24 protein-coding genes, 1 pseudogene and 1 riboswitch are annotated in these 22,031 nt (G+C 32.8%); of the genes and pseudogenes, 3 read left to right on the forward strand and 22 right to left on the reverse strand.

Features of this window, described 5'->3' with window-relative positions; genetic code table 11:
- The 7 genes from RYL55_RS05490 to mnmA form a co-directional block, all read right to left on the reverse strand.
- Positions 1-160, reverse strand: a 160-nt coding sequence (locus tag RYL55_RS05490) for a DUF1858 domain-containing protein (RefSeq protein WP_315007987.1), incomplete at its 3' end; no start/stop codon positions are given.
- A gap of 15 nt (positions 161-175) precedes the next feature.
- Positions 176-1,177 (reverse strand): CPBP family intramembrane glutamic endopeptidase, encoded by a 1,002-nt coding sequence (locus RYL55_RS05495; protein ID WP_315007954.1) that lies wholly within the window; start codon positions 1,175-1,177, stop codon positions 176-178.
- Entirely contained in the window at positions 1,167-2,531 is a 1,365-nt protein-coding gene (locus RYL55_RS05500; RefSeq protein ID WP_315007955.1) for an MATE family efflux transporter, read from the reverse strand. Before RYL55_RS05500 ends, RYL55_RS05495 begins: the two co-directional genes overlap by 11 nt.
- Positions 2,532-2,533: 2 nt before the next feature.
- Positions 2,534-3,271 carry an HAD family hydrolase gene (locus RYL55_RS05505; protein WP_315007957.1) on the reverse strand — a complete coding sequence of 246 codons (738 nt, stop codon included), beginning with the start codon at positions 3,269-3,271 and terminating at the stop codon, positions 2,534-2,536.
- An 8-nt stretch (positions 3,272-3,279) separates the two neighbouring features.
- A complete protein-coding gene (locus tag RYL55_RS05510) occupies positions 3,280-3,720 on the reverse strand; it encodes an ACT domain-containing protein (protein WP_314111005.1) in 441 nt (146 codons plus the stop codon).
- A gap of 188 nt (positions 3,721-3,908) precedes the next feature.
- Positions 3,909-6,449 (reverse strand): ATP-dependent RecD-like DNA helicase, encoded by a 2,541-nt coding sequence (locus RYL55_RS05515; protein ID WP_315007960.1) that lies wholly within the window; start codon positions 6,447-6,449, stop codon positions 3,909-3,911.
- A gap of 23 nt (positions 6,450-6,472) precedes the next feature.
- Positions 6,473-7,597, reverse strand: a complete 1,125-nt coding sequence (gene mnmA, locus RYL55_RS05520) for a tRNA 2-thiouridine(34) synthase MnmA (protein WP_315007962.1) — start codon at positions 7,595-7,597, stop codon at positions 6,473-6,475.
- Positions 7,598-7,805: 208 nt separating this feature from the next.
- Here mnmA and RYL55_RS05525 point away from each other — a divergent pair, with 208 nt between their 5' ends.
- Positions 7,806-8,051: a helix-turn-helix transcriptional regulator gene (locus RYL55_RS05525; protein ID WP_314077342.1), complete on the forward strand. Its 246-nt coding sequence runs from the start codon at positions 7,806-7,808 to the stop codon at positions 8,049-8,051.
- A 62-nt stretch (positions 8,052-8,113) separates the two neighbouring features.
- Here RYL55_RS05525 and RYL55_RS05530 read toward each other — a convergent pair whose 3' ends face one another.
- Positions 8,114-8,455, reverse strand: a complete 342-nt coding sequence (locus tag RYL55_RS05530; RefSeq protein ID WP_314077341.1) for a cysteine desulfurase — start codon at positions 8,453-8,455, stop codon at positions 8,114-8,116.
- A 40-nt stretch (positions 8,456-8,495) separates the two neighbouring features.
- Positions 8,496-9,665, reverse strand: a complete 1,170-nt coding sequence (locus RYL55_RS05535; protein WP_315007965.1) for a cysteine desulfurase family protein — start codon at positions 9,663-9,665, stop codon at positions 8,496-8,498.
- 109 nt (positions 9,666-9,774) lie between these two features.
- Here RYL55_RS05535 and RYL55_RS05540 point away from each other — a divergent pair, with 109 nt between their 5' ends.
- Complete coding sequence (locus RYL55_RS05540) at positions 9,775-11,037, forward strand: replication-associated recombination protein A (protein ID WP_315007967.1); 1,263 nt, start codon at positions 9,775-9,777, stop codon at positions 11,035-11,037.
- 103 nt (positions 11,038-11,140) lie between these two features.
- Here RYL55_RS05540 and RYL55_RS05545 read toward each other — a convergent pair whose 3' ends face one another.
- The 5 genes and pseudogenes from RYL55_RS05545 to RYL55_RS05565 all read right to left on the reverse strand — a co-directional run bounded on the left by RYL55_RS05545 (position 11,141) and on the right by RYL55_RS05565 (position 14,219).
- A complete protein-coding gene (locus tag RYL55_RS05545; protein WP_315007969.1) occupies positions 11,141-11,296 on the reverse strand; it encodes a hypothetical protein in 156 nt (51 codons plus the stop codon).
- A pseudogene (locus RYL55_RS05550) lies at positions 11,289-12,215 on the reverse strand (IS256 family transposase); the annotation flags it as partial. The pseudogene RYL55_RS05550 and the gene RYL55_RS05545, both read right to left, overlap by 8 nt.
- Positions 12,216-12,298: 83 nt before the next feature.
- On the reverse strand, positions 12,299-12,589 hold the full coding sequence (locus tag RYL55_RS05555) for a hypothetical protein (RefSeq protein ID WP_315007991.1): 291 nt from the start codon (positions 12,587-12,589) through the stop codon (positions 12,299-12,301).
- Positions 12,590-12,668: 79 nt separating this feature from the next.
- On the reverse strand, positions 12,669-13,943 hold the full coding sequence (locus RYL55_RS05560; RefSeq protein WP_315007971.1) for a hypothetical protein: 1,275 nt from the start codon (positions 13,941-13,943) through the stop codon (positions 12,669-12,671).
- A gap of 99 nt (positions 13,944-14,042) precedes the next feature.
- Positions 14,043-14,219, reverse strand: coding sequence for a hypothetical protein (locus RYL55_RS05565; RefSeq protein WP_315007993.1), 177 nt, complete (start codon positions 14,217-14,219; stop codon positions 14,043-14,045).
- A gap of 191 nt (positions 14,220-14,410) precedes the next feature.
- On the opposite strand from RYL55_RS05565, the gene RYL55_RS05570 reads away from it, so the two are divergent.
- Positions 14,411-14,863: a DNA cytosine methyltransferase gene (locus tag RYL55_RS05570; protein WP_315007989.1), complete on the forward strand. Its 453-nt coding sequence runs from the start codon at positions 14,411-14,413 to the stop codon at positions 14,861-14,863.
- A gap of 757 nt (positions 14,864-15,620) precedes the next feature.
- On the opposite strand, the gene thiD is transcribed toward RYL55_RS05570, so the two are convergent.
- From thiD to RYL55_RS05610, 8 genes are read right to left on the reverse strand one after another with little or no spacing between them, the layout of a single operon-like run.
- Positions 15,621-16,445 carry a bifunctional hydroxymethylpyrimidine kinase/phosphomethylpyrimidine kinase gene (gene thiD, locus RYL55_RS05575; protein WP_315007973.1) on the reverse strand — a complete coding sequence of 275 codons (825 nt, stop codon included), beginning with the start codon at positions 16,443-16,445 and terminating at the stop codon, positions 15,621-15,623.
- Complete coding sequence (gene thiE, locus RYL55_RS05580) at positions 16,438-17,091, reverse strand: thiamine phosphate synthase (protein ID WP_315007975.1); 654 nt, start codon at positions 17,089-17,091, stop codon at positions 16,438-16,440. The genes thiD and thiE overlap by 8 nt, the downstream gene beginning before the upstream one ends.
- On the reverse strand, positions 17,075-17,902 hold the full coding sequence (gene thiM, locus RYL55_RS05585; RefSeq protein ID WP_315007976.1) for a hydroxyethylthiazole kinase: 828 nt from the start codon (positions 17,900-17,902) through the stop codon (positions 17,075-17,077). The genes thiE and thiM overlap by 17 nt, the downstream gene beginning before the upstream one ends.
- Positions 17,887-18,417, reverse strand: coding sequence for an energy coupling factor transporter S component ThiW (gene thiW, locus RYL55_RS05590; protein ID WP_315007978.1), 531 nt, complete (start codon positions 18,415-18,417; stop codon positions 17,887-17,889). Before thiW ends, thiM begins: the two co-directional genes overlap by 16 nt.
- Positions 18,418-18,430: 13 nt before the next feature.
- Positions 18,431-19,099 (reverse strand): thiaminase II, encoded by a 669-nt coding sequence (gene tenA, locus RYL55_RS05595; RefSeq protein WP_315007980.1) that lies wholly within the window; start codon positions 19,097-19,099, stop codon positions 18,431-18,433.
- A 4-nt stretch (positions 19,100-19,103) separates the two neighbouring features.
- Positions 19,104-19,757, reverse strand: coding sequence for an energy-coupling factor transporter transmembrane component T (locus tag RYL55_RS05600; RefSeq protein ID WP_315007981.1), 654 nt, complete (start codon positions 19,755-19,757; stop codon positions 19,104-19,106).
- Positions 19,741-21,096 (reverse strand): ABC transporter ATP-binding protein, encoded by a 1,356-nt coding sequence (locus tag RYL55_RS05605; protein ID WP_315007983.1) that lies wholly within the window; start codon positions 21,094-21,096, stop codon positions 19,741-19,743. Before RYL55_RS05605 ends, RYL55_RS05600 begins: the two co-directional genes overlap by 17 nt.
- Before the next feature lie 3 nt (positions 21,097-21,099).
- Positions 21,100-21,657: an ECF transporter S component gene (locus tag RYL55_RS05610; protein WP_315007985.1), complete on the reverse strand. Its 558-nt coding sequence runs from the start codon at positions 21,655-21,657 to the stop codon at positions 21,100-21,102.
- A 155-nt stretch (positions 21,658-21,812) separates the two neighbouring features.
- A riboswitch (TPP riboswitch) is annotated at positions 21,813-21,902 on the reverse strand.
- Positions 21,903-22,031 lie beyond the last annotated feature (129 nt).

The following is a 22,031-nucleotide window of genomic DNA, read 5'->3' on the forward strand; positions in this document are numbered from 1 at the left end:
CAATTTTAGATCCTTTTTTTAAGCTTGTAATTCTTCCAACTGTTTGAACCATCTGAGGCTGAGATAAAGGTGTAAATCCTAACTCAATGAGTAACTCTTTCACCTCCGGATGATGTTGTAAAGTTTTATATACTGAGTCTTCTAAATAAATCGTATTCATCGAATCTCTCCCATCTTATAATCGTTGCAACCCTAATAACCCAACTAATAAGCAAATGATAATATATATCCATACAAACATTGTTGTAAACACAACAGAATACGTTCCTTTTGGAGTTCTGTTTGCTTTTATATATGATATAATTTCTTTACGGTAAAATCCAAAAAATATCACAGACATACAACTAGTAATCACTAACAGCATATTCGTTACAGTATCTGCTAATTCTATTCCTAAAAGTGCAGGCAAACCACTTTCTACTAATAAACTAAATCCAAAATTATTTAGTATATGGAAAAATACTGCCCATAAGAAACTATATTCCAGAGCAATATACGCAAACAATATCCCAACAAAGAAAGCAAAAACTCCTTGAATTAAATTCATATGGAATAATCCGAAAGCCATTGCAGAAATTAGAATACTAAAAATTTTTCCATAATGTTTTAATCGATAAACAACTCCACCACGAATTAATAATTCTTCTACAAAAGGACCTACCAACGCTGCATAAATCACCATCATCAATGAATCATCACCACTTGTGGCTGATTCAATCGCACCTTTAGTACTTAAACCAATTTGATTTAAGAAAAATTCGAATAATTGAGCGCTTTGAGTAAAAATAAATTGGCAGCCAAACAGTATAATCGTAAATACTGCAAAATATTCCAATGTCATCTTCTTTTGACGATAAAAGATCGTATCTTTCATATTCATCTGTTGTTTTTTGTAAAAAATAGTAATACCAACAATCACTGCAACAATATAACCAAAGTCAGATAAATTTTGCAGATAAGTCTCTGTTACCATTGGTAAAAAGTCTGGTCTCACAGTTTTCACCATTTTAATTAGTTCACTACTAAGAACAAATAGAGAAAGAATCCCCATAAAAATAGCTGTATACACTAATAAATGTTTAAACATTTGTTTACTTAAAAGTTTTAAAGGCGGTTCCGTTTTTTTCACTACAATTTCTTCCTGAACTTCGACTACTTCTATTGATTTATTTTCCATGTACTAATCCCCTTTTATCAAATTTTATTTGAACTTTTCTTAATCGTAACATTAATAAGAAACAGTTTGCCATTAATCCTGTAATTAATGCAATCCAATAAGCATAAGGGCCTAAATCGGTCATCCAATCTAACATAATCCCTACCGGAAGACCAATCACCCAAAATCCTAATAAGCATAAAATAAATGGCATTTTTGCATCTTTATATCCACGTAATATTCCTTGAATTGGTGCTGCAACGGCATCAAACATTTGGAATAATAAACTATAGGATAAAAATACCATTGTCAATTGAATAAAACTTTCTGAACTTCCATATAAACCAGCAATCATTGGACGGTTAAAATATAACCACACTAATGTAAGTAATGCAATGAATACGGAAGTAGAAATTCCTAAACGAATATATTCTTTTGCAGATTGTTGATTTTTTTGACCAATTTCATAAGAAACAATGATGGTTAAAGCATTAGAAATACTCATTGGGAAGGCATACGCCAAATATGAAAAATTCATCGCAGCTTGGTGTGAAGCAATGACATGAGAACCAAATTTTGCCATTAATAAACCAACTAATGCAAAAATAGCAACTTCACCAAATACATTAAACCCAATTGGTAACCCTAATGCAAACGGCTCTTTCCATAATGGCAAATGCGGTCTTTCAAAACTTAATATATGATAAGATTTCAACTTTGGATGTTTTTTTACTACCAAAATGGCAACCATTAATAACACCCAATATGCCATCGCCGTTCCAAGACCTGCCCCTGGACCTCCTAGTTCAGGTAGTCCAAATTTTCCATAAATTAATGAGTAATTAAAGAACATATTTAATGGGACAAGTAAAATCATTAGAAACATCGATACTCTTGTTAATCCTAAGGCATCAATGAAGGATCGAATGACACTAAAGAGTAAAAATGGAATAAACCCAATCGATAAGAGTAATAAATAGTCTCTGGCAATCGTGGATACTTCAGCTTCTAAATGCATTTGATCTAATGCTGGATTCAATCCGATTAAGCCGATACAAAATAAAAGAACCGCTAATAATATTCCAATATACATGAACTGGAATACAATTTTTTGGATACCTTCTTTATCGTTCTTTCCAAGTAATTGTCCAACAATGGGAATTAGCGCTGCTACAACCCCATTTAATAACGTAAAAAAAGGATTGTATAAGCTTCCTGCAATCGAAACTCCTGCTAAATGAGTTTCATGATATTGTCCTGTCATAACTGTATCAATGAATTGAGCAGAAAAATTCGCTAATTGATAAATTAAGACTGGAATTAAAATTTTAAATAATAATTTCAAACGTTCACTTGTATGATTTGTTTCGTACATATTCACTCTCCTTTAATATAATCTAGTAATTGTTCTACGGAATCTAATACTAAAATTGACTCATCTGTCATTTTTTGAACATCGCTACCGCTCGTTAAAACACCAATTCCCCCACCACAATTTTTGGCATATGCCATATCTAAATAGGAATCTCCAACGTAAAAGATATCTTCTAGTGGCACTCCTAAATCCTCACTTGCTGCAATTAAAGAATCTGCGACTGGTTTTGGTGGATAATTATCAGGTGTAGCAACAAAATCAAATAAATGCCAAATATTTAAAATTTCAAAAATGGTTTTCGTAGGAATATAACTATCATTTGTCACAACTCCTACTTGAATTCCTTTATTTTTTAATTCAGAAATTAAAAAAGCTACATCTCCAATTGGAATAATCATATCTGGATGCGCTAATAAATATTGTCTGAAATCTTCAAGTACTTCATTATATAAAGAAACTTTATCAATCGGAAAATATTTTCCAATCTCATCTAACATATCCTCAACAGTTCCTGAAGCAATGACACTATTCGGAATAATTTCACCTTGAACAATGCCTAATAATTCAAGCATTTGTTCAATCGTTACGGTTGAGTTTTCTTTTATATACGGCTTTAAAATTTTACGGATGACCATTTCTGTTGGTTCAACCCACATATTATCAATATTTGTTAAAGTACCATCCTTATCAAATAAAATAGCTTTTACTGATCGATTTCCTTTATTGGTTTGTAATTTCATCATTAGACCTACTCTACATTTTGTAATTCAACACCGATAATATTATCCATTTTCTCTAATTGTTTTAAAATAGCAGATAAATCGGTTGTTGATTCAGAAATATCTAACATTAATTGAACAATAGCTACACTATGAATCGCTAATCCTTGGAAAATGGTTAATACATTCATATTATGACTTGCAAATAAATCTAATGTTTTCGATAAAGTTCCTCTTTCATTTTTCATATGAATATTCAAAGAAGCTTTTCTACCATAAGTAACAGAAGAAAATCCTTGAACTTTTCGATAATATTTATAATATACACTACGAGAAATTCCTACTAATTTTACCGCTTCGGTTACATCCTTTGCTTGATTTGTTGCTAATAATTCTTTTGCTTTTAACACTTTAGAAAACACTGGTGGAACAGCATCTGCTGATACTAAAAAATGTTTTTGGTTTTCCATAAATTTTCACCTCGGTTATATTGTATACAATAGAAGGACAAATTACTAGTTTGATTCTCATTTTTTTATAAAAAATTTTATAAAAAACACTTATTTCACTAATAACATGACAAACAGACAATGAGTTATATCTATTTGCTATTATGTGAAATAAGTGTTCGTTATAACACTATAAAATTCTAATTTCATCATGATTTTGGCATAAAATCATATGGTGTTAATTCTTCCATTCCAATCATCGGATCAATACTGAAAGACTCAATTAAGTCCATTGTAAGAATATACGATTTTGTCTCTTTTTCAAGGACACTCTTAGAAGTAACTTGATAAGTTTCCTTTACTTCTTCTACTGTGCTAACTTCCATTTTTTTCTTAGAATCGGATGAAACATCATCAGTTGTCTCTTTTTCTGTTGTTAGAATTATGGATGGATTTTCTTCTGTGTGATTATTGAGATTAGTTTCCATCGATGGCTCTTCCTCGAAGGTGAAACTTTCAAAGCTATTTCCTTGCAATAAATCTTTTAAGCACGTTTGACGTCTTGCACTTTGACGATTCGCTGCTTCTTGGAATGCTTCATATTGCCCACACATAATTAAGAATTTCTTACTTCTTGTTACTGCCGTGTATAGTAAATTTCTCTGCAACATTCGTTGATATTGACCAACCATTGGTAAAATCACCATTTGGAATTCACTACCTTGAGATTTATGAATCGAACAACAATAAGCATGCGTCAATTGAATAAAGTCATTTCGTTTATATTCCACCTCTACATTATCAAAAGCAACATATAACTTATCGACTTGATCTTCATTTTCTTTGGCAAATATAATCGCAGTTACTTCTCCAATATCCCCATTATAAATATTTTCTTCTGCGACATTGACTAACTGCAATACTTTATCTCCTACACGGAAAACACGGTCAAATGATTCAATTTCTCGAACGGAATTTCCAATTTTGGGATTTAAAATATTTTGCATCATTTTATTAATTTCATGAATACCAGCTTCACCTTTATACATTGGAGCAAGTACTTGAATATCCTTTTTCTGATATCCTTTTTTAATCGCCTTCACAACAATTTGTTCAATCACATCTAGAATTTGAGTTGAACGGCACGGAATAAAAGTTCTATCTGGTTGATTTTGAGTAAAATCCATTGGTAAATGCCCGTCTTTAATCGAATGAGCTAATGTCACAATACTTGAGGAATCTTTTTGTCGATGAATATGCGTTAATTCAATCGATGGAATCTTATTCGATAATAGAAAATCAGTTAACACTTGTCCTGGTCCAACAGATGGTAATTGATTTTTATCTCCTACAAATAAAATCTTCGTTTTAGCAGGAGTTGCACGAAGCAAACGATTCATTAGCCAAGTATCAACCATCGACATCTCATCAATAATTAAGAAGTCACAACTTAATGAACGAGTATCATCAGAATCGTCACTTTCTAATTCAACATTTTCTTCTGCCGAAATACCTAACAACCGGTGAATGGTAGAAGCTGTTATTCCTGTTAACTCATTCATACGTTTCGCAGCTCTTCCTGTTGGAGCTGCTAATTGAATCGCATCAGAATCTACATCAATCTCTTCTAAATAGCGATACATTTCTACCACACCATTAATAATGGTCGTTTTCCCTGTCCCAGGCCCTCCTGTTAAAATGAACAAGGATTCTTGCATTATTTTAATAAGTGCTTGTTTTTGAGACTCATCATAGATGATGCCAAATTTCTTTTGAACATGCTGAATCGCTTCTTCGATATCTTCTTCTGAATACAGAGATTTCTTAGACAATTCCAAACGATGATGAATCGCATTCACAATACCAATTTCCGCATAATATAAAGAAGCTAATGATAAATGATTTTCTTCAGAAATAATGATTCCTTCTCGGATTAATTCATTTAACGCATTGACGATTTGATCGGGTTCAATTAAAAATGAACGAGTTTGCTCCAATAATTTTTGAGCTGCAAGAACTACTTCTTTATCGATTAAATACGTATGCCCTTCTTGATAAGATAAATCTCTTACTACTACATAAACAGCACCTTTAATACGGTATAAATTATCTGCAGCGATATCTAATTGTTGCGCAATCGCATCAATTCTTCTAAAGCCAAGTCCTTCAATGGACTGTAATAACACATATGGATCTTCTTTAATAATATCCATTGTTTTCTCTTTATAGAGCATCATAATTTTCTGGGCAAATACTGGAGTAAAGCCCATATTGGTTAATTCAAATAAAATACGTTCTGTCCCTTGGTTTTCGATAATAATACTACGAATACTCTCGCATTTCTTTGTCGATAATCCTGGTACATTTTTTAAGCAGTTCTCATCTTGAATAATTTGCTCAATCGCATTTTCACCTAAGCAGTCTACAATTTTTTCAGCAGTTTTTTCTCCAATTCCTGGAAATCGTCCACTAGAAAAATATGCAATAAGACCTTTTTTTCCAGTAGGTTGATGTTGTTGATAACTTAAGACGGAAAACTGTTGTCCATATTTTGGATGCGAAACGACTTTCCCATTAAAACGATAGGGGGAATTATCATGAATGGTGCCAATAATTCCCGTCACAACAATCTCATCTGAGTCTAGTTGAACACTACTTTCTTGTACTCGAATTAATAATACTTTGTAAAAATTTTGCGGATTTTCAAAAAATGTCGCTAAAACTTCTCCTACAATGTATTCTTCACTCATGACTTTCCTCTTTTCTATCTATTTTAAACGTATTGACGTTCATTTCCTTCCATGTAAGCTTTATCAATAATGCCTCCACCTAAGCAGATATCTCCATCATAAAATACAACTGCTTGTCCAGGTGTAATCGCACGTACTGGCTCTTCAAAGTATACCATAGCTTTTGTCTTGTCGTCTTCTTGGAATACAACACGCACTTTTGTATCTTGTTGACGATATCTGAATTTGGCAGTACATTCAAATTCATTGGCTTTTTCTTCATCTGTATTAAATTGCAAATCTGTCGCAAATAATGAATCAGAGTATAGGTTAGGATGATGGAAACCTTGTCCAACATATAATGTATTCGTACTTAAATCTTTTCCGACTACAAACCATGGATCATTTGTCTTACCACCACCACCAATTCCTAAGCCTTGACGTTGACCAATCGTGTAATACATTAATCCAGCATGGTCTCCTTTAACTTCTCCATCTAATGTGACCATTTTACCAGGTTTAGCTGGTAAATAATGAGATAAGAATTCATTGAAGTTTCTCTCTCCAATAAAACATACACCAGTTGAATCTTTTTTCTTAGCAGTTGCTAAGTCAAATTCTTCTGCAATTTTACGGACTTCTTTTTTCTCTAAATGTCCAATTGGGAACATCGCTTTTGATAATTGTTGTTGATTCAATTGACTTAAGAAATATGTTTGGTCTTTATTATTATCAACTCCACGTAATAAACAAACTACACCATTCTCATCTTTTTCCACACGAGCATAATGCCCCATTGCTACATAGTCTGCTCCTAATTGAAGAGCATAATCTAAGAACGCTTGGAATTTTACTTCCTTATTACACATCACATCCGGATTAGGAGTTCTGCCTAAACGATATTCTTTTAAGAAATATTCAAATACACGATCCCAATATTCCTTTTCAAAATTCACAGAATAATATGGAATCCCAATTTGTTCTGCAACAGCTGCTACATCTTTATAATCTTCTGTAGCAGTACATACACCATTTTCATCTGTATCATCCCAGTTCTTCATAAAGATACCGATGACATCATAGCCAGCTTGTTTTAATAAAAGAGCAGTTACAGAAGAATCAACTCCACCACTCATACCGACAATTACTCGGATATTTTCCTTATTCATTCAATCACCATCATTTCTAATTTTTCTCTGTTTTAACGATTTGAAGGTCGCTGTATCAATTTTATATCACTTTCTAAAATTTTTTTCAAAAAAATTTACTCAAAATCTTCTTAAAAGCGATAACGGTAGGAATTATAGCCCTTTACCCATTTGACAAATAATTTTATTTTCACTACAATTGTTATTGGTAAAAGGGGGGCATAAGTGTATGATAATATCTTTACGAGCAGCACGGGTTAATCGTAATTTGACACTCTTAGAAGCCGCCAAATACCTAAAAATTAATAAAGATACTTTAACGAAGTATGAAAAAGATTCTACGAATCTTCCTTACTCTTTGAGCAAACGCATGCAGGAGCTCTATGAGATCCCAGGCGAAAATCTTTATTTTGGCGATACTTTAAGCTTCGTGGCGCAGTTTAAGCCACTCCCTCACGAAGAAGATCAACACTAGTGATCGGAATACCTTCCCGTGCTATCTATAGAAACGAGACAGAGTAAACTCTGCCTCGTTTTTTATATTTCTTCTAATACACCACGTTCTACTAAACCTTCAAGAATAAATTCTAATTTCTCAATCGCATATGCATTTTTTTCATTTCCATATAATTGAACAGTTTGTAGACCATCTTTTGTTGTTGTTGAAATTTTTAATAATTTCATTGCTTTATCAACGGAAACTTTTAATTTTAATCCACGATGTCCGACTACTAAGTCATCTAAACTGCGAATTAATTGAAAATTACCAGATTTTGTTTCGACAAATCCGTTATCTCTTAATGTATATCCTTTTACCGTTGGAGATACTTGATAAACATGATTTGAATTTTTTAATGTTGCTGTTTGAGTAAATGCCATATGAACACTTCCTTTCATCACTTTCTTCTAGTTTAGCATACTATGGACGTTTAATCGAGGATATTGAGGAAATAAATGCATCAATATCTTCCGTAGTCGTTTCTCCTCCAAAGGACAAACGAACAGATTCTACTACTCTATTTTTATTCTGAGGAAACATGAGTGATAATACAGGACTAGGCTCTAAACTTCCTGCAGAACAAGCAGAACCCGCTGAAACAGCTACTTGATGCAAATCACACATAATTAATGTTTGACTGGCAGGAATACCTTTTAACCATACATTACAAATATGAGGGCTCTTTTTTGATGTATCCCCATTGATTTCAAAAGGAATGTTACGAGTTATTAATTGTTCTTGTAAATACTCTGATAATTTAATATATCTATTCTTCTTCTCATTTCTAGTTTGAATCGCTAGTGCAAGAGCTTTTTGAAAACCAACAATATATGGAACATTTTCAGTTCCTGCTCTCCACCCTTGTTCTTGTCCTCCACCTTTAATCAGTGCATAAATCGGTGCAGATTTTTTCTTATATAAAAATCCAATTCCTTTTGGCGCATGAATTTTATGCCCTGAAGCAGATAAATAATCAATATGAGAAGTCGCTACATCCATTTCTTCTTGAGCAAATGCCTGAACTGCATCTGTATGGAAATAAGCAGGATGTTCCACTAATAACTCACCGATTTCTTGAATCGGTTGATACACTCCAGTTTCATTATTAACGGTCATAATCGATACTAAACGTGTCTTCTCCGTTAAAGCTTCTTCCACTTGTTTCACAGAAATACAACCTGACTCATCAGGAACTAACTGAATAATCGTGAATCCTAATTGTTCAGCATAGCCAGCAGATTTTTTAACGGATGGATGCTCGATTCCTGAAATAATAATTTCTCCTTTTTCTTCTGCAAAGTGCTGACAAATCGATTCAAACACTAAATTATTCGCTTCTGAACCAGAACCGGTAAAAATAATGGAAGCATTCGTAGCAGCATGTAATTCTTGTAATATCTCTTTTTTAACAGCTTGAATCTTTTGCTTTTGAGTACGCCCAATTTGGTAAACACTAGAAGGATTACCAAAAAATGCCATTTCTTCAAAAATTGCCTGTTTCACTTCCTCTACAACTGGTGTAGTGGCAGCATAATCTAAATAATGCAACGATATCGTCCTTTCTTTTGGATAAAATTTTACATCTATCATTTTCTACTCTTACTAGTATAGTATATTTTTCAAAATAAGGTAAATATTTTTGACTCACATAAGTATTTAAACTATGCTACAATAGATAGGACAGAAAGTGAGGAGAATTATGAAAAATCAACCATTAGCCTACCGAATGAGACCCACTTGCTTAGAAGAAGTTGTCGGACAACAACATTTAGTAGCACCTGGAAAAATAATCGCTCGAATGATTGCCGCTAAACAACTCTCTTCCATGATTTTATATGGCCCTCCTGGAATTGGAAAAACAAGTATTGCCAGTGCCATTGCAGGAACAACAAAGTATGCCTTTCGAACATTAAATGCCGCCACTGATACAAAAAAAGAATTACAAATTGTCATTGAAGAAGCAAAAATGAGTGGAACAGTTATCCTATTACTAGATGAAATTCACCGCTTAGACAAACCAAAACAAGATTTTCTTCTTCCACACTTAGAAAATGGACGTGTTATTTTAATAGGAGCCACTACTGAAAATCCTTATATAGCCATTAACCCAGCGATTCGCAGTAGAACACAAATTTTCGAACTGATCCCACTTACACCAGAAGAAATTCATCAAGCACTCAACCGTGCACTAACAGATGAAACAAAGGGATTAGGACAATATAATGTAGAAGTCGAAGACGGAGCAATGCACACCTTCACCCATTTTTCAAATGGAGATGTGAGAAGTTCACTCAACGCTTTAGAATTAGCTGTGAAATCTACTCCGGAAAATGAAGATGGAAAAATTATTATTACAGAAGAAATCGCAGGAAACTGTCTACAAAGAAAAGTGTTCGCACATGATAAAAACGGAGATCAACATTATGATGTCATCTCCGCTTTCCAAAAATCGATTCGAGGAAGTGACGTAGATGCAGCACTTCACTATATGGCAAGGCTCATAGAAGCAGGCGAACTTATTACATTAATTAGACGATTATTAGTCATCGCTTATGAAGATATCGGATTAGCAAATCCAGCAGGAGCCAGTCGAGCTGTATTAGCCGTACAAGCTGCCGAAAAACTCGGCTTACCCGAAGCAAGAATCCCACTTGCCAATGCAGTGATTGAATTAGCCCTCTCCCCTAAATCAAACACAGCAATTCTCTCCATTGATGCAGCACTCTCAGATGTCAGACAAGGGAAATCAGGAAACATCCCTTCCCACTTACAAGATGCACACTATCAAGGAGCCCAAAAACTAGGACGAGGAACGAATTACCAATACTCACACAACTATCCAAATCACTGGGTAAAACAACAATACTTACCAGATACACTCAAACATACACAATACTTCCACCCAGACCCAACTTCGAAATTCGAAGAAGCGTTGAAGGAACAGTATAAGAAGTTTCAATAAATGGAAATAATCTCCGGCAGTGTCAAGAATTTTGTGTAAACTCCACTAGTTGTCAATCAAGCTATCAATCCAATAATATTTGCTTTTCGTAGAAAAGCAAATATTATTGGATTTCGAATTTTTCGTGCAGGTCACAAGACGCTAATCCAAATCCTCTATGAATTCTTTCTTTAGATAATTCATTTTGTTCAATACAAAATACACCTAGGTAACAATCTAAACTATCCACTGCTGGAACTGTTCCTTTGCTTTCAATCATTTTTTAGTTGCTTATTGAGGCTTTCAATTAAATTAGTCGTATAAATACTTTGACGAATTTCTTTAGGAAAGTCAAAAAAGACTAAAAAATCTTCATAAACTGAATCAATACTTGCACAAACTTTAGGATAACGTTTGTGTATGTTTTCTAGAAATTCGTTTAATTTTTTCTCTGCATCTTCTTTACTGTCTGATTGATAAACTCTCTTAAGTGAATCTACTAATTCTCTTTTATCTTCAACTCTTACCTTCTTTTGTAGTTGTCGGATTAAATGAACCCAACAAGTTTGATATTTTGCGTTAGAAAACACGCTTAAAAGAGCAGTCTTAATGCCACTAAGTCCATCTGTAATAAATAGTAAAACTTCTTATAATCCTCTTCGTTTCAATGATTCCAACATTTCTTTATAGTATTCAGGAGATTCAGTAGGGTAGATTGCATAATCAAGAATTTCTTTATTTCCTTCTGGAGTAATTCCAACTAAAAAGTGAACAGCTTCCTTTTGAACCGTATCTCTTCTTAAATTAACATACGTTGCATCAGCATAAATCACTGCATAACGAGATTGAACTTTTCTTTGATGAAATTCTTCAACAGAGTTCTCAACTTGTTTTGTGATATTTGTTACTGTAGTAGGGCTGTAATGATGATCATAAATATCTTCGATACACTCAGCAATTTCACGGTTAGTAAAGCCTTTAGAATAAAGTTTAATAATAACATCTTCTAATTTTTCTGAATTTCTTTTATAAACTTGTATGATTTTTTGTTCGAATTCTCCGTTACGATCTCGTGGAATATGGATATTTAAAACACCATAATCTGAATAAATTTTACGATTATAGCCACCGTTTCTGGAATTCCCAGTGTTATATCCCTCTAAAGAATATTTAGGGTAGTTTAAATACTCTATTAATTCAGCTTGAAGTAATTAATTAATAGCATTTTCAATCGCACCTTTTAATAAGTGATTAATATTGTCACCTTGTAATAGTCTTTTTGTCAATTCTGTGTTAAAATCCATTTAGAAGTCACTCCTTTGTTAATTTTTGTTGGTAGCTTAATTATACAACTAGTGGCTTCTTTTTTTATACTCTTTTTGTATTTACACAAAATATTGTACACTCTCGCCAATAATTCAGCATTGGTTGGATCGAGTTTTAATAACCGGTTTACATCTTTTAAAGCAGATTGCGTATTACGAATATTGGTGTTCACACCTTTTAACGCCTTATCAAGACCAGTCGTATCTCCAAAAATTTCAACCGTGATTCCTTTAATTCGATTTGCCACAAGCATGCCTCCTTTCCTTAAAAATGGGTATAAAAAAACACCTACTAGCTGTAAGTGTCTGAATAGCTTCATTAGATGACTATTTGGTTTTAGAAAATATTTTTTTTACAATTTTTTCATTATTAGATTGATATAAAATACTGTCAACAAAAATACAAAAACGATACATTTTATAAAGTAATTCGTAAGCATTATACAATTGATTTGCAATTATTTCTTTTTCATATTCTCTTTGTTCAGCATAGCATTTTTCATCATAGCAGTTAGTTTTATTTTTTTCTTTTTCTTCTATTGTTAATTTCATACCTTTTTTAGTATAAAATACTTTGTTAGAAATACATTCATTTTCTAATTGATAAAAATTATTTTTTAATTCTTTAATTTCATACTTCCAAGCAAAAATCATTCTTTTATCTTTATTTTCATTTATTAAATGGCTTATTCTATCTAGGCCTTCTATCTCTTTGAATGGATAATGATCTACTGTTCTAGTTATTAAATCCCTGCTAAATCTATCATTAAATTTACTAAAATTACTTAATTTACTATTTAAAATTAAATCAACCACTAATTCTTGGTGCTCAGTAACATATTCTAAATTCTCTGAAATTTCATATATCGCAGACCATATTTCTGTTAATAGTAATTTAAGAAATATTACTTCATTTTTTCTTTTTTCCTGTTCTGATTCTTCAACTAATTTTCTTACTTCTGCTTTATCACTATAAAAATAAAAGAAAAATACAAATGGTATTAAGGTTAGTAATGCAACAATCAACGGCATACTTGAGAAAATACTCTTCACATCAACTTTAATTGTTAAAAATTTATTTATTATTTCTTCAATTACTTTGAAATTAACATCAATAAACATTAACTTCTTTGCTACTAACAAAATTATTACAATAAAAATTGGATTAAAAAGAACTTTTAATAAACTCACAAATTTTTCACTAATAGTATTTTTTGTAATACAAACCCAGATATCATTCCCTTTGCTGTAAGCATATCTAACTATCCCCGGTCTATATTTATAAAAAAGCTTATTTATGGCGTAACTAGTCCTAATTACAAAAATAATTAATCTTTTCCACTTTTGCTTGACTAAAATTTTTTTGGACAGTAATGTTTCAATTTTTAATTCAAACGAAACAATAATTTGAACATAAAATATATCAATTAAAATGCACAACAGTAGAAATAATACTAAATAAACTATGAAAATACTACCAATTTTAACGTAAAACGAAAATTCATTTATATGTAACCAATTTATTAAAAAATCATCAAGTTTAAAAAATAGTATAAGCATAGTACAAAATATAGATATGAGTAAATTTTTTATGAATTTCACTTTATAGCCTCCACCTCTGATTTTATGCTTTAATTATACCATCAAACATCAATTTCTAAAACCTATCAAACTCACTCTGACCAGCAACACGTTGATACTTCACATCATCATTAGCTTTTCTGTCCACATATCAAGTACCATGACGATTGTGAGCAAATCTAAATCACCAACTGAGATGCCTATTTCGACACTTCTGAGTAAAAATAAAGCTGTCGTCATCTCACGACTTGTACCATGCGCTTTAAATGATTTTGCAAGTGCTGGATATACAGTCACTGCTTCCTTTTGAATGCTAGAGATTATGGTGTTCCTCAAGCACATAAACCGGTGTTTCTAATAGGAGTTCATAAAGAAAAATTGAAAAGAAATACGGTTTTAAATATAAATTACCTAAATCTACTCATGGAGGTCCAAATGAATTAAACTTATATGAGCAAAAAGAACCATTTATAACTTTAAAAGAAGCAATTGAGGATTTAGAAAATGATCCTGGAGAATATTTTAAAAGATCTTATAGCATCATTTATATGAGCCGAAATAGAAAGAAACATTGGGATGAACAAAGTTTTACTATTCAAGCTAGTGGACGGCAAACTCCACAACACCCCGGAGGATTACCTATGGAAAAAATTGAACAAAATAAATGGATTTTTCATGGAACAAATAGGAGTTTATCCATTAAAGAAGTCCAACGTATTCAAACTTTTCCTAATTGGTTTGAATTTAGTAAAGGTTCTAAAGTAGGGAAAAATGGGAAGCTTATTTCAGAAAACGCTAGAATCGATAAAGTCTATAAACAAATTGGAAATACAGTTCCTGTATTATCACAGGCTGTCATTCAACTTATTTCAGATTTTCTAAATGAAATTCATAAAGAATTACTTTTTATATTATCAAAACGAAAGAATTCTTCTCTCTAATTTTCTTCATCAATCATAACAATACATCAGATACTAAACTAATCCCACAAAACATTCATACAAGACCATCATATCAGTATCTTTAATAAGTGAATTTAAAGACTCTAATATTCGTTTTTGTAGGTTTCAATAGAATTTAGGAGAAATTCCATGTTTTGTAAATTTTGGAAATTTGCCTAACAAAAAACAGCAAACCTATTTTGATTTACTGTTTCTCAAATCGTTATATTCAGTTATACAAACTGGGATTTTTAGGTGTCTTGTTATTATTTTTCCCGACTTAAATACCAAAACGAAACATACACTATTATTGCAATGAAAATATTATGGAGCAAACCTAATTGCATTTGATTGAAAACAAAATAATATATTGTAAAAACTAACGCAATCACAATATTACTTTTAATAATTTTTTTCAAACCAAACTGTTCTTTTCCAATCAGTATAATGAATAAATGGCCTAATAGTATCATTATAATTGACAGTATTATAGAAAACTCTGTTGACCTTAACAAAAGTGTATTCCCTAAGAAGAGTAGAATAAATCCGTAAAACCATTTTTTATTGCGTACCATAATACTCATCTCCTTTATATTTTATATTGTAAGTCTAGAAGTCTAGTATGTCACCTGTTTTTTTATTTCATTTTCAATTATCGATAACTCACTAAAAAAAGAATACAACTCTCCAATAGTAAAACTAATGACAAAACATACTGTCATCTTCTCCTACATCGAAAAGTCATATTCCTATTTTCTTACGCTTCAATTACTCGAACACTGTCATCCAACTTCGCCCAGTGATTTGTTGGGCCGTGTCCATGTCCTACATAGATTGGTTGAGCAATTGCACCTTGAATAAATTTGCGAGCTGTAATAATGCTTTCTTTCAAAGGCTGTCCTTTTGCTAATTCAGCTGTAATACAAGCGGAGAATGTATCACCTGTTCCATGGGTAGAAGCTGTTTGAATTCGTTTAGCTTCTGTCCAAAATGCTGTTCCATCTTCTAGTAAGATAAAGTCTTTTACAATATCCAGTGTTCCATGTCCGCCCTTAATAATGACATTTTTCACTCCAAGATTTTGTAAAATAGCTGCAGATTGCATCATATCTTTTTCTGTTAAGATTTTCTTACCAATTAATTCTTCTGCTTCTGGTAAATTTGGTGTACAAACTGTGGCAATTGGTAATAATTCTTTTTTAATCGTTTCAATCGCTTCTGGTTGTAATAATGGATGTCCGCCTTTAGCAATCATGACAGGATCCACAATTAATGGACCAAAATTTACTTTTTTATAATTTTCTACTACAGTGCGAACAACTCGACTGTCTGCTAACATTCCTGTTTTTGCTGCACGAATATGAAAATCACTTGCCAATGATTGAAATTGCGCATCAATAAATGCACTAGGTATTTCATGAACTGCTTGTACTCCTAAAGTATTTTGCGCTGTTAAAGCTACAAAAATACTCATCCCAAAAACTTGTCGAGCTTGAAATGTTTTTAAATCTGCTTGAGCTCCTGCTCCTCCTCCTGAATCAGATCCAGCAATGGTCACTACTTGAATGGTTTCATTACTCATTTGCTTCCCCTCCTAAAATTTCCGTTACTTTCTTTCTTAAACAGTAACATTTTTCTCGAATATTTTCAGATTTCATAATCTCGCTAACAATGGCTACTCCTGCAATTCCCGTTCCTTTTAAAGGTTCCATATTGTCTTCTTTAATACCACCAATGGCTACAATAGGAATCGATACTGTTGTGGCAATTTCACGAAGAGTCTCAATAGACGTTGGTTGAGTAATGACTTTTGTCGTCGTTGGATAAATGGCTCCTACTCCTAAATAATCTGCTCCATTTTGTTCTGCTTCCAAAGCTCGTTCAACAGTTTTAGCTGTAACTCCTAGAATCTTGTCTTCTCCTATCAATTTTCGAACTACTTCAACAGGTAATTCATCTGCTCCAATATGAACACCACTAGCATCAACGGCTAAACAAATATCCACTCGATCATCAATAATTAAAGGAATTTGATATCTATCTGTGATAGTCTTAACTTTATGAGCTAATTCATAATATTCCCTTGTACTACATTCTTTTTCTCTTAATTGCACAAGAGTCACACCTGACCTACAAGCTTCTTCTACTTTTTTCAAGAAGTCTTCCTCTTTCCAATCATAACGTGCCGTTACTAAATAAAGGGCTAAAGTTTTATTTAACTTCTTCATTTGTCCAGTCCTCCATTTTTAACATTTCTTGCCAATTTTCTTGGTACAATTTTGATAGTTGATTACAAGTTTCGATTCGAAAACTTTCCATTCCTTGCTGGAGTACCTTGCTTGCTTTTTCTCCACATACATTAAAATAAGTAATCGCTCCAATTGTAGCTTCTAGTGGTTCAATTCCACTTCCTAAAAGGCCCGCAATTAAAGCTCCCACTACATCTCCTGTACCTGTAAATAATTCTAAAGAATCTACTCCATTTTTTAGGCAAATACAGTTTGAATCAGTAATGACTAAGTCTTGTTCTCCCGTTGCTAGAAAAACAGTTTGAGGATAAATTTTAGCCACCTTTCTTAATGCGTGAGCTAATTCTTTTAATTCCATTGTACTTTGGTCTTCTTTAGCACTATCGACTCCTTTGGCACTACTCTTTAGTCCAGCTAGTCGTCTCATTTCTGAAATATTTCCCTTCACAACGGTAACGCCTATGTCTAATAAATGTTGTACTAAAGCAAGACGATTGGATAGTCCAACTATTCCAACAGCATCTACGACAAGTGGCTTTTGAGCCTTATTCGCAAGTTTTACGGCTTTTATAATGCAAGCTTCTTTTTGCTCTGTTAAATGTCCAATATTTAGTAATACGGCAGATGATACTTGAATAACTGATTCAATTTCTCGTTCATCTTCAGCCATAATTGGTTTTGCCCCTACATATAATAATGCATTTGCCACTAACTCTTTTGTAATCCCATTTGTGATGCAATGAATCAGAGGACGTTGTAATGGGAAAATATTTTCTAAAACTTTTTGCATAATGGACATTCCTTAGTTGGTGCAAATAATTTTTGAATACGTTGGATAGTTGATACGTTTTTTAATTTTGTCCAAACTAACCAAGCAATCGTTGAACCAATAATTGCTCCTCCACAAAAACGTGGTGTATAAACAAACCAGAATAAACCAGTTGTTGTTCCAGTAAACCAAACCATTACAGGATAAGATAATAAGGAACCAATTAATCCTGTTCCAATAAATTCACCAATCATCGCTCCATAGATGTTCTTAGTCATTCTTGCTCCAATCCCTGCTAATAACGCTCCAAATACTGCACCAGTTAATGCTAAAGGTGGAATTGCTAATAAAGTCATCCGAAGAATCGCTGTTAAAAATGCCATTGCAACTCCATATACTGGTCCCATTAGCATTGCTGCAATGACATTAATTGTACTAGACATTGGTGCCATTCCTTCAATACGCATTAATGGGGATAAAACCACATCTAACGCTACCATCATTGCTAAAAACATAATTTTTTTATTTCTACTCATTTTTCTAACCTTCCTAACCTTCTAATTTCCATGTTTCGTGTATATATGCCATTTCCCAAAATAGGTACTCAAATTGGCAACTACGATAAAATGCTTCTATCATTTCTTCTTTTATTTCATCTGTTGCTTCTTCATACAAACGTTCAATAACACCACATTCATATTGAACCGCTTCTTTACTATCTTCACCCGAATAGGTCATAATCCATCGTTGATACATTTCATAAGGTGAACCTTGCTTGATTAATTGCTCTCCAATGGCTTGATATAGCCAAGGACAAGGCAACATTCCTGCACAGGCTACAACGACATTTTTTTCTGCTAGTTGTCGATATAAATGTGATACATAATTATAAGAAGTTGGAGCAATCGGTGTATTTTTGATTTCTTCTTCATCAATGCCTAATTCTTGAAAAAATTCTTCTCGAATTAATTGTTCTCCTTGTGCTAAATGTTGCGAATTTCTACGCATTAATTCTTTCACTTCTGCATCATCTGATGCATCTGAAATGATTTGATATAATTTACTAAAATGTTCTAAATAATAACGATCTTGTAATAAATAATAACGAAATATCGAATCCCCCAATGTCCCATCTTGTAATCCCGTTACAAATGGATGTTCAAAACTTCCTTGCCAATAACGTTTAGAAACTTCCATGGCTTTTTCTGTAAATGTCATTTTCCTACCTCCATAACCATCCAATACTATTTCCTACTACAAATAATAAAATCATCCATCCCAGAGCTTTACCATCATTTTTCCAAATAATCGATGGTGTTCGTTTTCCTTTTTCATCAAATCCATGGCTAATCATTGCTTGTTCATATTGCTCTTGTAAGTGATAAGCTGTAAAAATGACTTTGATATAATACAAGCTTGACCAAAAATGTAAGGGACGACCTCTTAATTGACTCGCTTCTTTCATTTGCACAACTTCCCTACGAATATATGGAAAAGCATGAATAATGACTAATAAGCCATAGACAAAATGAGGTGGCAGTCCTTTTTGTTCCAGAACTAATAATAATTCTTCCAAATCCACACTAAATGCCAATAAAAATCCTAATAAAGCAAATGCAAATGTTCTTGTAAACATCACTGAAGCAAGCTCTAGATGAATTCCTTGAACACGAATCGACCAATAACTACCAATTGCTGGAAATAATGGAACAAAGATTGTAGCACCAATAACGCCCCACTGCTTCTTCCAAAGCAGATACAAGAATCCAACAACTAATACAAAACTATTCAAGACATTTGAAGGAACAAACGATAATTCAATCGTTACTATGATTAGAAAAAGAGAAAAAGCTAAACTTTTAGACTGTTTTTCCATGTTGAATTCCCCCTTTTTGTAATGTCTGCTCACTGATTTGAATATGATGTTGACTTACACCTTCTAAAGGGGCTAATCGATGAGAAACGACTAATAATTGTTGATCATGTTTTTGTTGATTCCACTTCATCCATTCTCCTATTATCTGACAACTTCTTTTATCTAATCCTGTAAAAGGTTCATCCAATAATAAAAAAGGAATTTCTAAACTTAGCATACAGATTAGCTGAATCAATTTTTGTTCTCCTCCACTTAAATACATCAGACTAGTATCCAGTTTTGAACCTAATGGTGTTTCTGAGAGGATTCGTTCTTGCCAATCTTGAGCATGAGAAAATCGTTTCATCCCAAAATTCAATTCATCCTTTGGCATTAAGGTGACAAATTGATGCATTGCTTCTTGAACGGTTAATGTTAAAAATTTTGAGAAATTTCTCTTTGTTATTTTTTCCCCTTCATACAAGAAATGGCCTTTTACTGTTGATAATTGAACCATTGCTCTAAGTAACGTGGATTTTCCAACACCATTATCTCCTGTTAAAGTCGTAATTCCTTTTTCTAACGAAAACTGTGGAATTGACCATAACCCTTCTTTTACGACATTTTGAAAGGTGAAAAAATTCTCTGTAGAAGCCCCTTCTTTTTCTAACGAAATAACGGAATGATTCGATAATGTTGTAATCGGAAGAGTCTGTAAACTTCCTTCTTGAATATGCAATACCTGACTAACATATTCGCTGTAGCCATTCGTATCATGATCACTGACAATAACTAATTTTCCTTTTTGAGAAAGTTCAAATAATAATTTCATTAAGGAACGTCTACTTTTCTCATCCACACTAGCAAATGGCTCATCTAATAATAAAATTGGAACATCCATTGCTAATAAAACAGCTATCGCAGAACGTTGTTGCTCCCCTCCAGATAATTGAACAAAAGGACGATCTAATAAATGTTGCGTTACTGTATCCATCGTAACGTGATGAATTCGCTTTTGAATTTGTTCATAATTAAACCCTAAATTTTCAAGAGTAAACGTTAATTCACTCCTTAAATTTTTCATCGTAAATTGACGATAAGCTTTTTGAAATACAGTTCCCGCAATGGTTGCTCTTTCTACAGGTGTCATGGCAGAAATATCTTTTCCTAACAAGTAACACTGTCCTTCAAAAGTCATCGGTTTAATGCCCGATAAAAATTGAAATAGAGTTGACTTTCCACTTCCCGTATCTCCTGTTAATAAAATGAATTCGCCCATTTCTAGTTTGCAATGGAGATGTTGAAGAATGTTAGTTTTCCCTTGCCAAACGCTCACATCTTCTAAAGTGATACCATTCATTGATCAATTTCCTCTTGTAGCTTTTACTTTTTCTAATAAGTTCATTACAATTTTTACAAATACTACACCGAAAACAAAAACAGAAATAAAACGAACAACGATTAATGCAACTAAAAATCCTAAAGAATAAGCGCCATATCCTAATTTGAAATACTCATAAATAAAACTAAAGACAACTGTACCAATCGCACCTAATGTAAGAGAGAAAGTATCATATCTCTTATAACCCGTTGCAAAAAATCCAGCTTCAGTACCTAAACCTTGAACAAAACCAGAAACTAAAACTCCAACTCCAAAATGAGAACCCATTAACATTTCTGCTAAAGCAGCTAACATTTCTCCAAGAGTCGAACTTCCTTTCTTCTTCAATAGTATTCCAATCATTGGAGCAGCCATCGTCCATAATCCAAATAAAATTTCATTTGCAAAAGGTTGATACCCTCCAGGCGTTAATGCCACTTCTAATGCGACATACAAAAACCCTGCTCCCATAAATACGCCCCCAAAAAGAAACGCTAATAATGCCATTAAAATGACATCTTTCAAACTCCATTTTTCCATAAAAAAACTCCCTTCGTTTTCAAAACAAAAGGAGGCACATTCACTAACATTATTAACAGAAGCAATGGAAACTAAATCTTTGAGTTCAACATCAAAATAGCCTAAAAAAACTATCTTTAATATTGAACAAACAAATCATTAGAAAACATTACTATATGTAACATTCCACATTTCCCTTCGCTGGTACTATCCAGATCAGGTTCAATGGGTATAATCTCAGCCAATTGGCACCCCAAATGTTTTGGTTTTATTAAATTTTCTTTTATCATATCATATTTGAAATCATTTTCAACTTATCTGCTTAAAAAAATATTTGCGCTTTCTAAGAAACACAAACATTTGTGACACGAACCAGTGTCAATACAACTTGTGGG

It is taken from the genome of uncultured Granulicatella sp. (assembly GCF_963515615.1).
In the GTDB taxonomy this organism is placed as follows: Bacteria; Bacillota; Bacilli; order Lactobacillales; family Aerococcaceae; genus Granulicatella.

What these genes read in the sequence shown, in the direction of transcription:
- thiE (WP_315007975.1), bottom strand. Translation starts at nt 17,091, where the DNA reads ATGAAGAAGTTAAATAAAACTTTAGCCCTTTATTTAGTAACGGCACGT.
- RYL55_RS05545 (WP_315007969.1), bottom strand. Translation starts at nt 11,296, where the DNA reads ATGATTGAAAGCAAAGGAACAGTTCCAGCAGTGGATAGTTTAGATTGT.
- RYL55_RS05540 (WP_315007967.1), top strand. Translation starts at nt 9,775, where the DNA reads ATGAAAAATCAACCATTAGCCTACCGAATGAGACCCACTTGCTTAGAA.
- thiW (WP_315007978.1), bottom strand. Translation starts at nt 18,417, where the DNA reads ATGAGTAGAAATAAAAAAATTATGTTTTTAGCAATGATGGTAGCGTTA.
- RYL55_RS05510 (WP_314111005.1), bottom strand. Translation starts at nt 3,720, where the DNA reads ATGGAAAACCAAAAACATTTTTTAGTATCAGCAGATGCTGTTCCACCA.
- RYL55_RS05610 (WP_315007985.1), bottom strand. Translation starts at nt 21,657, where the DNA reads ATGGAAAAATGGAGTTTGAAAGATGTCATTTTAATGGCATTATTAGCG.
- RYL55_RS05495 (WP_315007954.1), bottom strand. Translation starts at nt 1,177, where the DNA reads ATGGAAAATAAATCAATAGAAGTAGTCGAAGTTCAGGAAGAAATTGTA.
- RYL55_RS05530 (WP_314077341.1), bottom strand. Translation starts at nt 8,455, where the DNA reads ATGGCATTTACTCAAACAGCAACATTAAAAAATTCAAATCATGTTTAT.
- mnmA (WP_315007962.1), bottom strand. Translation starts at nt 7,597, where the DNA reads ATGAATAAGGAAAATATCCGAGTAATTGTCGGTATGAGTGGTGGAGTT.
- RYL55_RS05505 (WP_315007957.1), bottom strand. Translation starts at nt 3,271, where the DNA reads ATGAAATTACAAACCAATAAAGGAAATCGATCAGTAAAAGCTATTTTA.
- RYL55_RS05500 (WP_315007955.1), bottom strand. Translation starts at nt 2,531, where the DNA reads ATGTACGAAACAAATCATACAAGTGAACGTTTGAAATTATTATTTAAA.
- RYL55_RS05515 (WP_315007960.1), bottom strand. Translation starts at nt 6,449, where the DNA reads ATGAGTGAAGAATACATTGTAGGAGAAGTTTTAGCGACATTTTTTGAA.
- RYL55_RS05600 (WP_315007981.1), bottom strand. Translation starts at nt 19,757, where the DNA reads ATGGAAAAACAGTCTAAAAGTTTAGCTTTTTCTCTTTTTCTAATCATA.
- RYL55_RS05535 (WP_315007965.1), bottom strand. Translation starts at nt 9,665, where the DNA reads ATGATAGATGTAAAATTTTATCCAAAAGAAAGGACGATATCGTTGCAT.
- RYL55_RS05605 (WP_315007983.1), bottom strand. Translation starts at nt 21,096, where the DNA reads ATGAATGGTATCACTTTAGAAGATGTGAGCGTTTGGCAAGGGAAAACT.
- tenA (WP_315007980.1), bottom strand. Translation starts at nt 19,099, where the DNA reads ATGACATTTACAGAAAAAGCCATGGAAGTTTCTAAACGTTATTGGCAA.
- RYL55_RS05525 (WP_314077342.1), top strand. Translation starts at nt 7,806, where the DNA reads ATGATAATATCTTTACGAGCAGCACGGGTTAATCGTAATTTGACACTC.
- thiD (WP_315007973.1), bottom strand. Translation starts at nt 16,445, where the DNA reads ATGAGTAATGAAACCATTCAAGTAGTGACCATTGCTGGATCTGATTCA.
- thiM (WP_315007976.1), bottom strand. Translation starts at nt 17,902, where the DNA reads ATGCAAAAAGTTTTAGAAAATATTTTCCCATTACAACGTCCTCTGATT.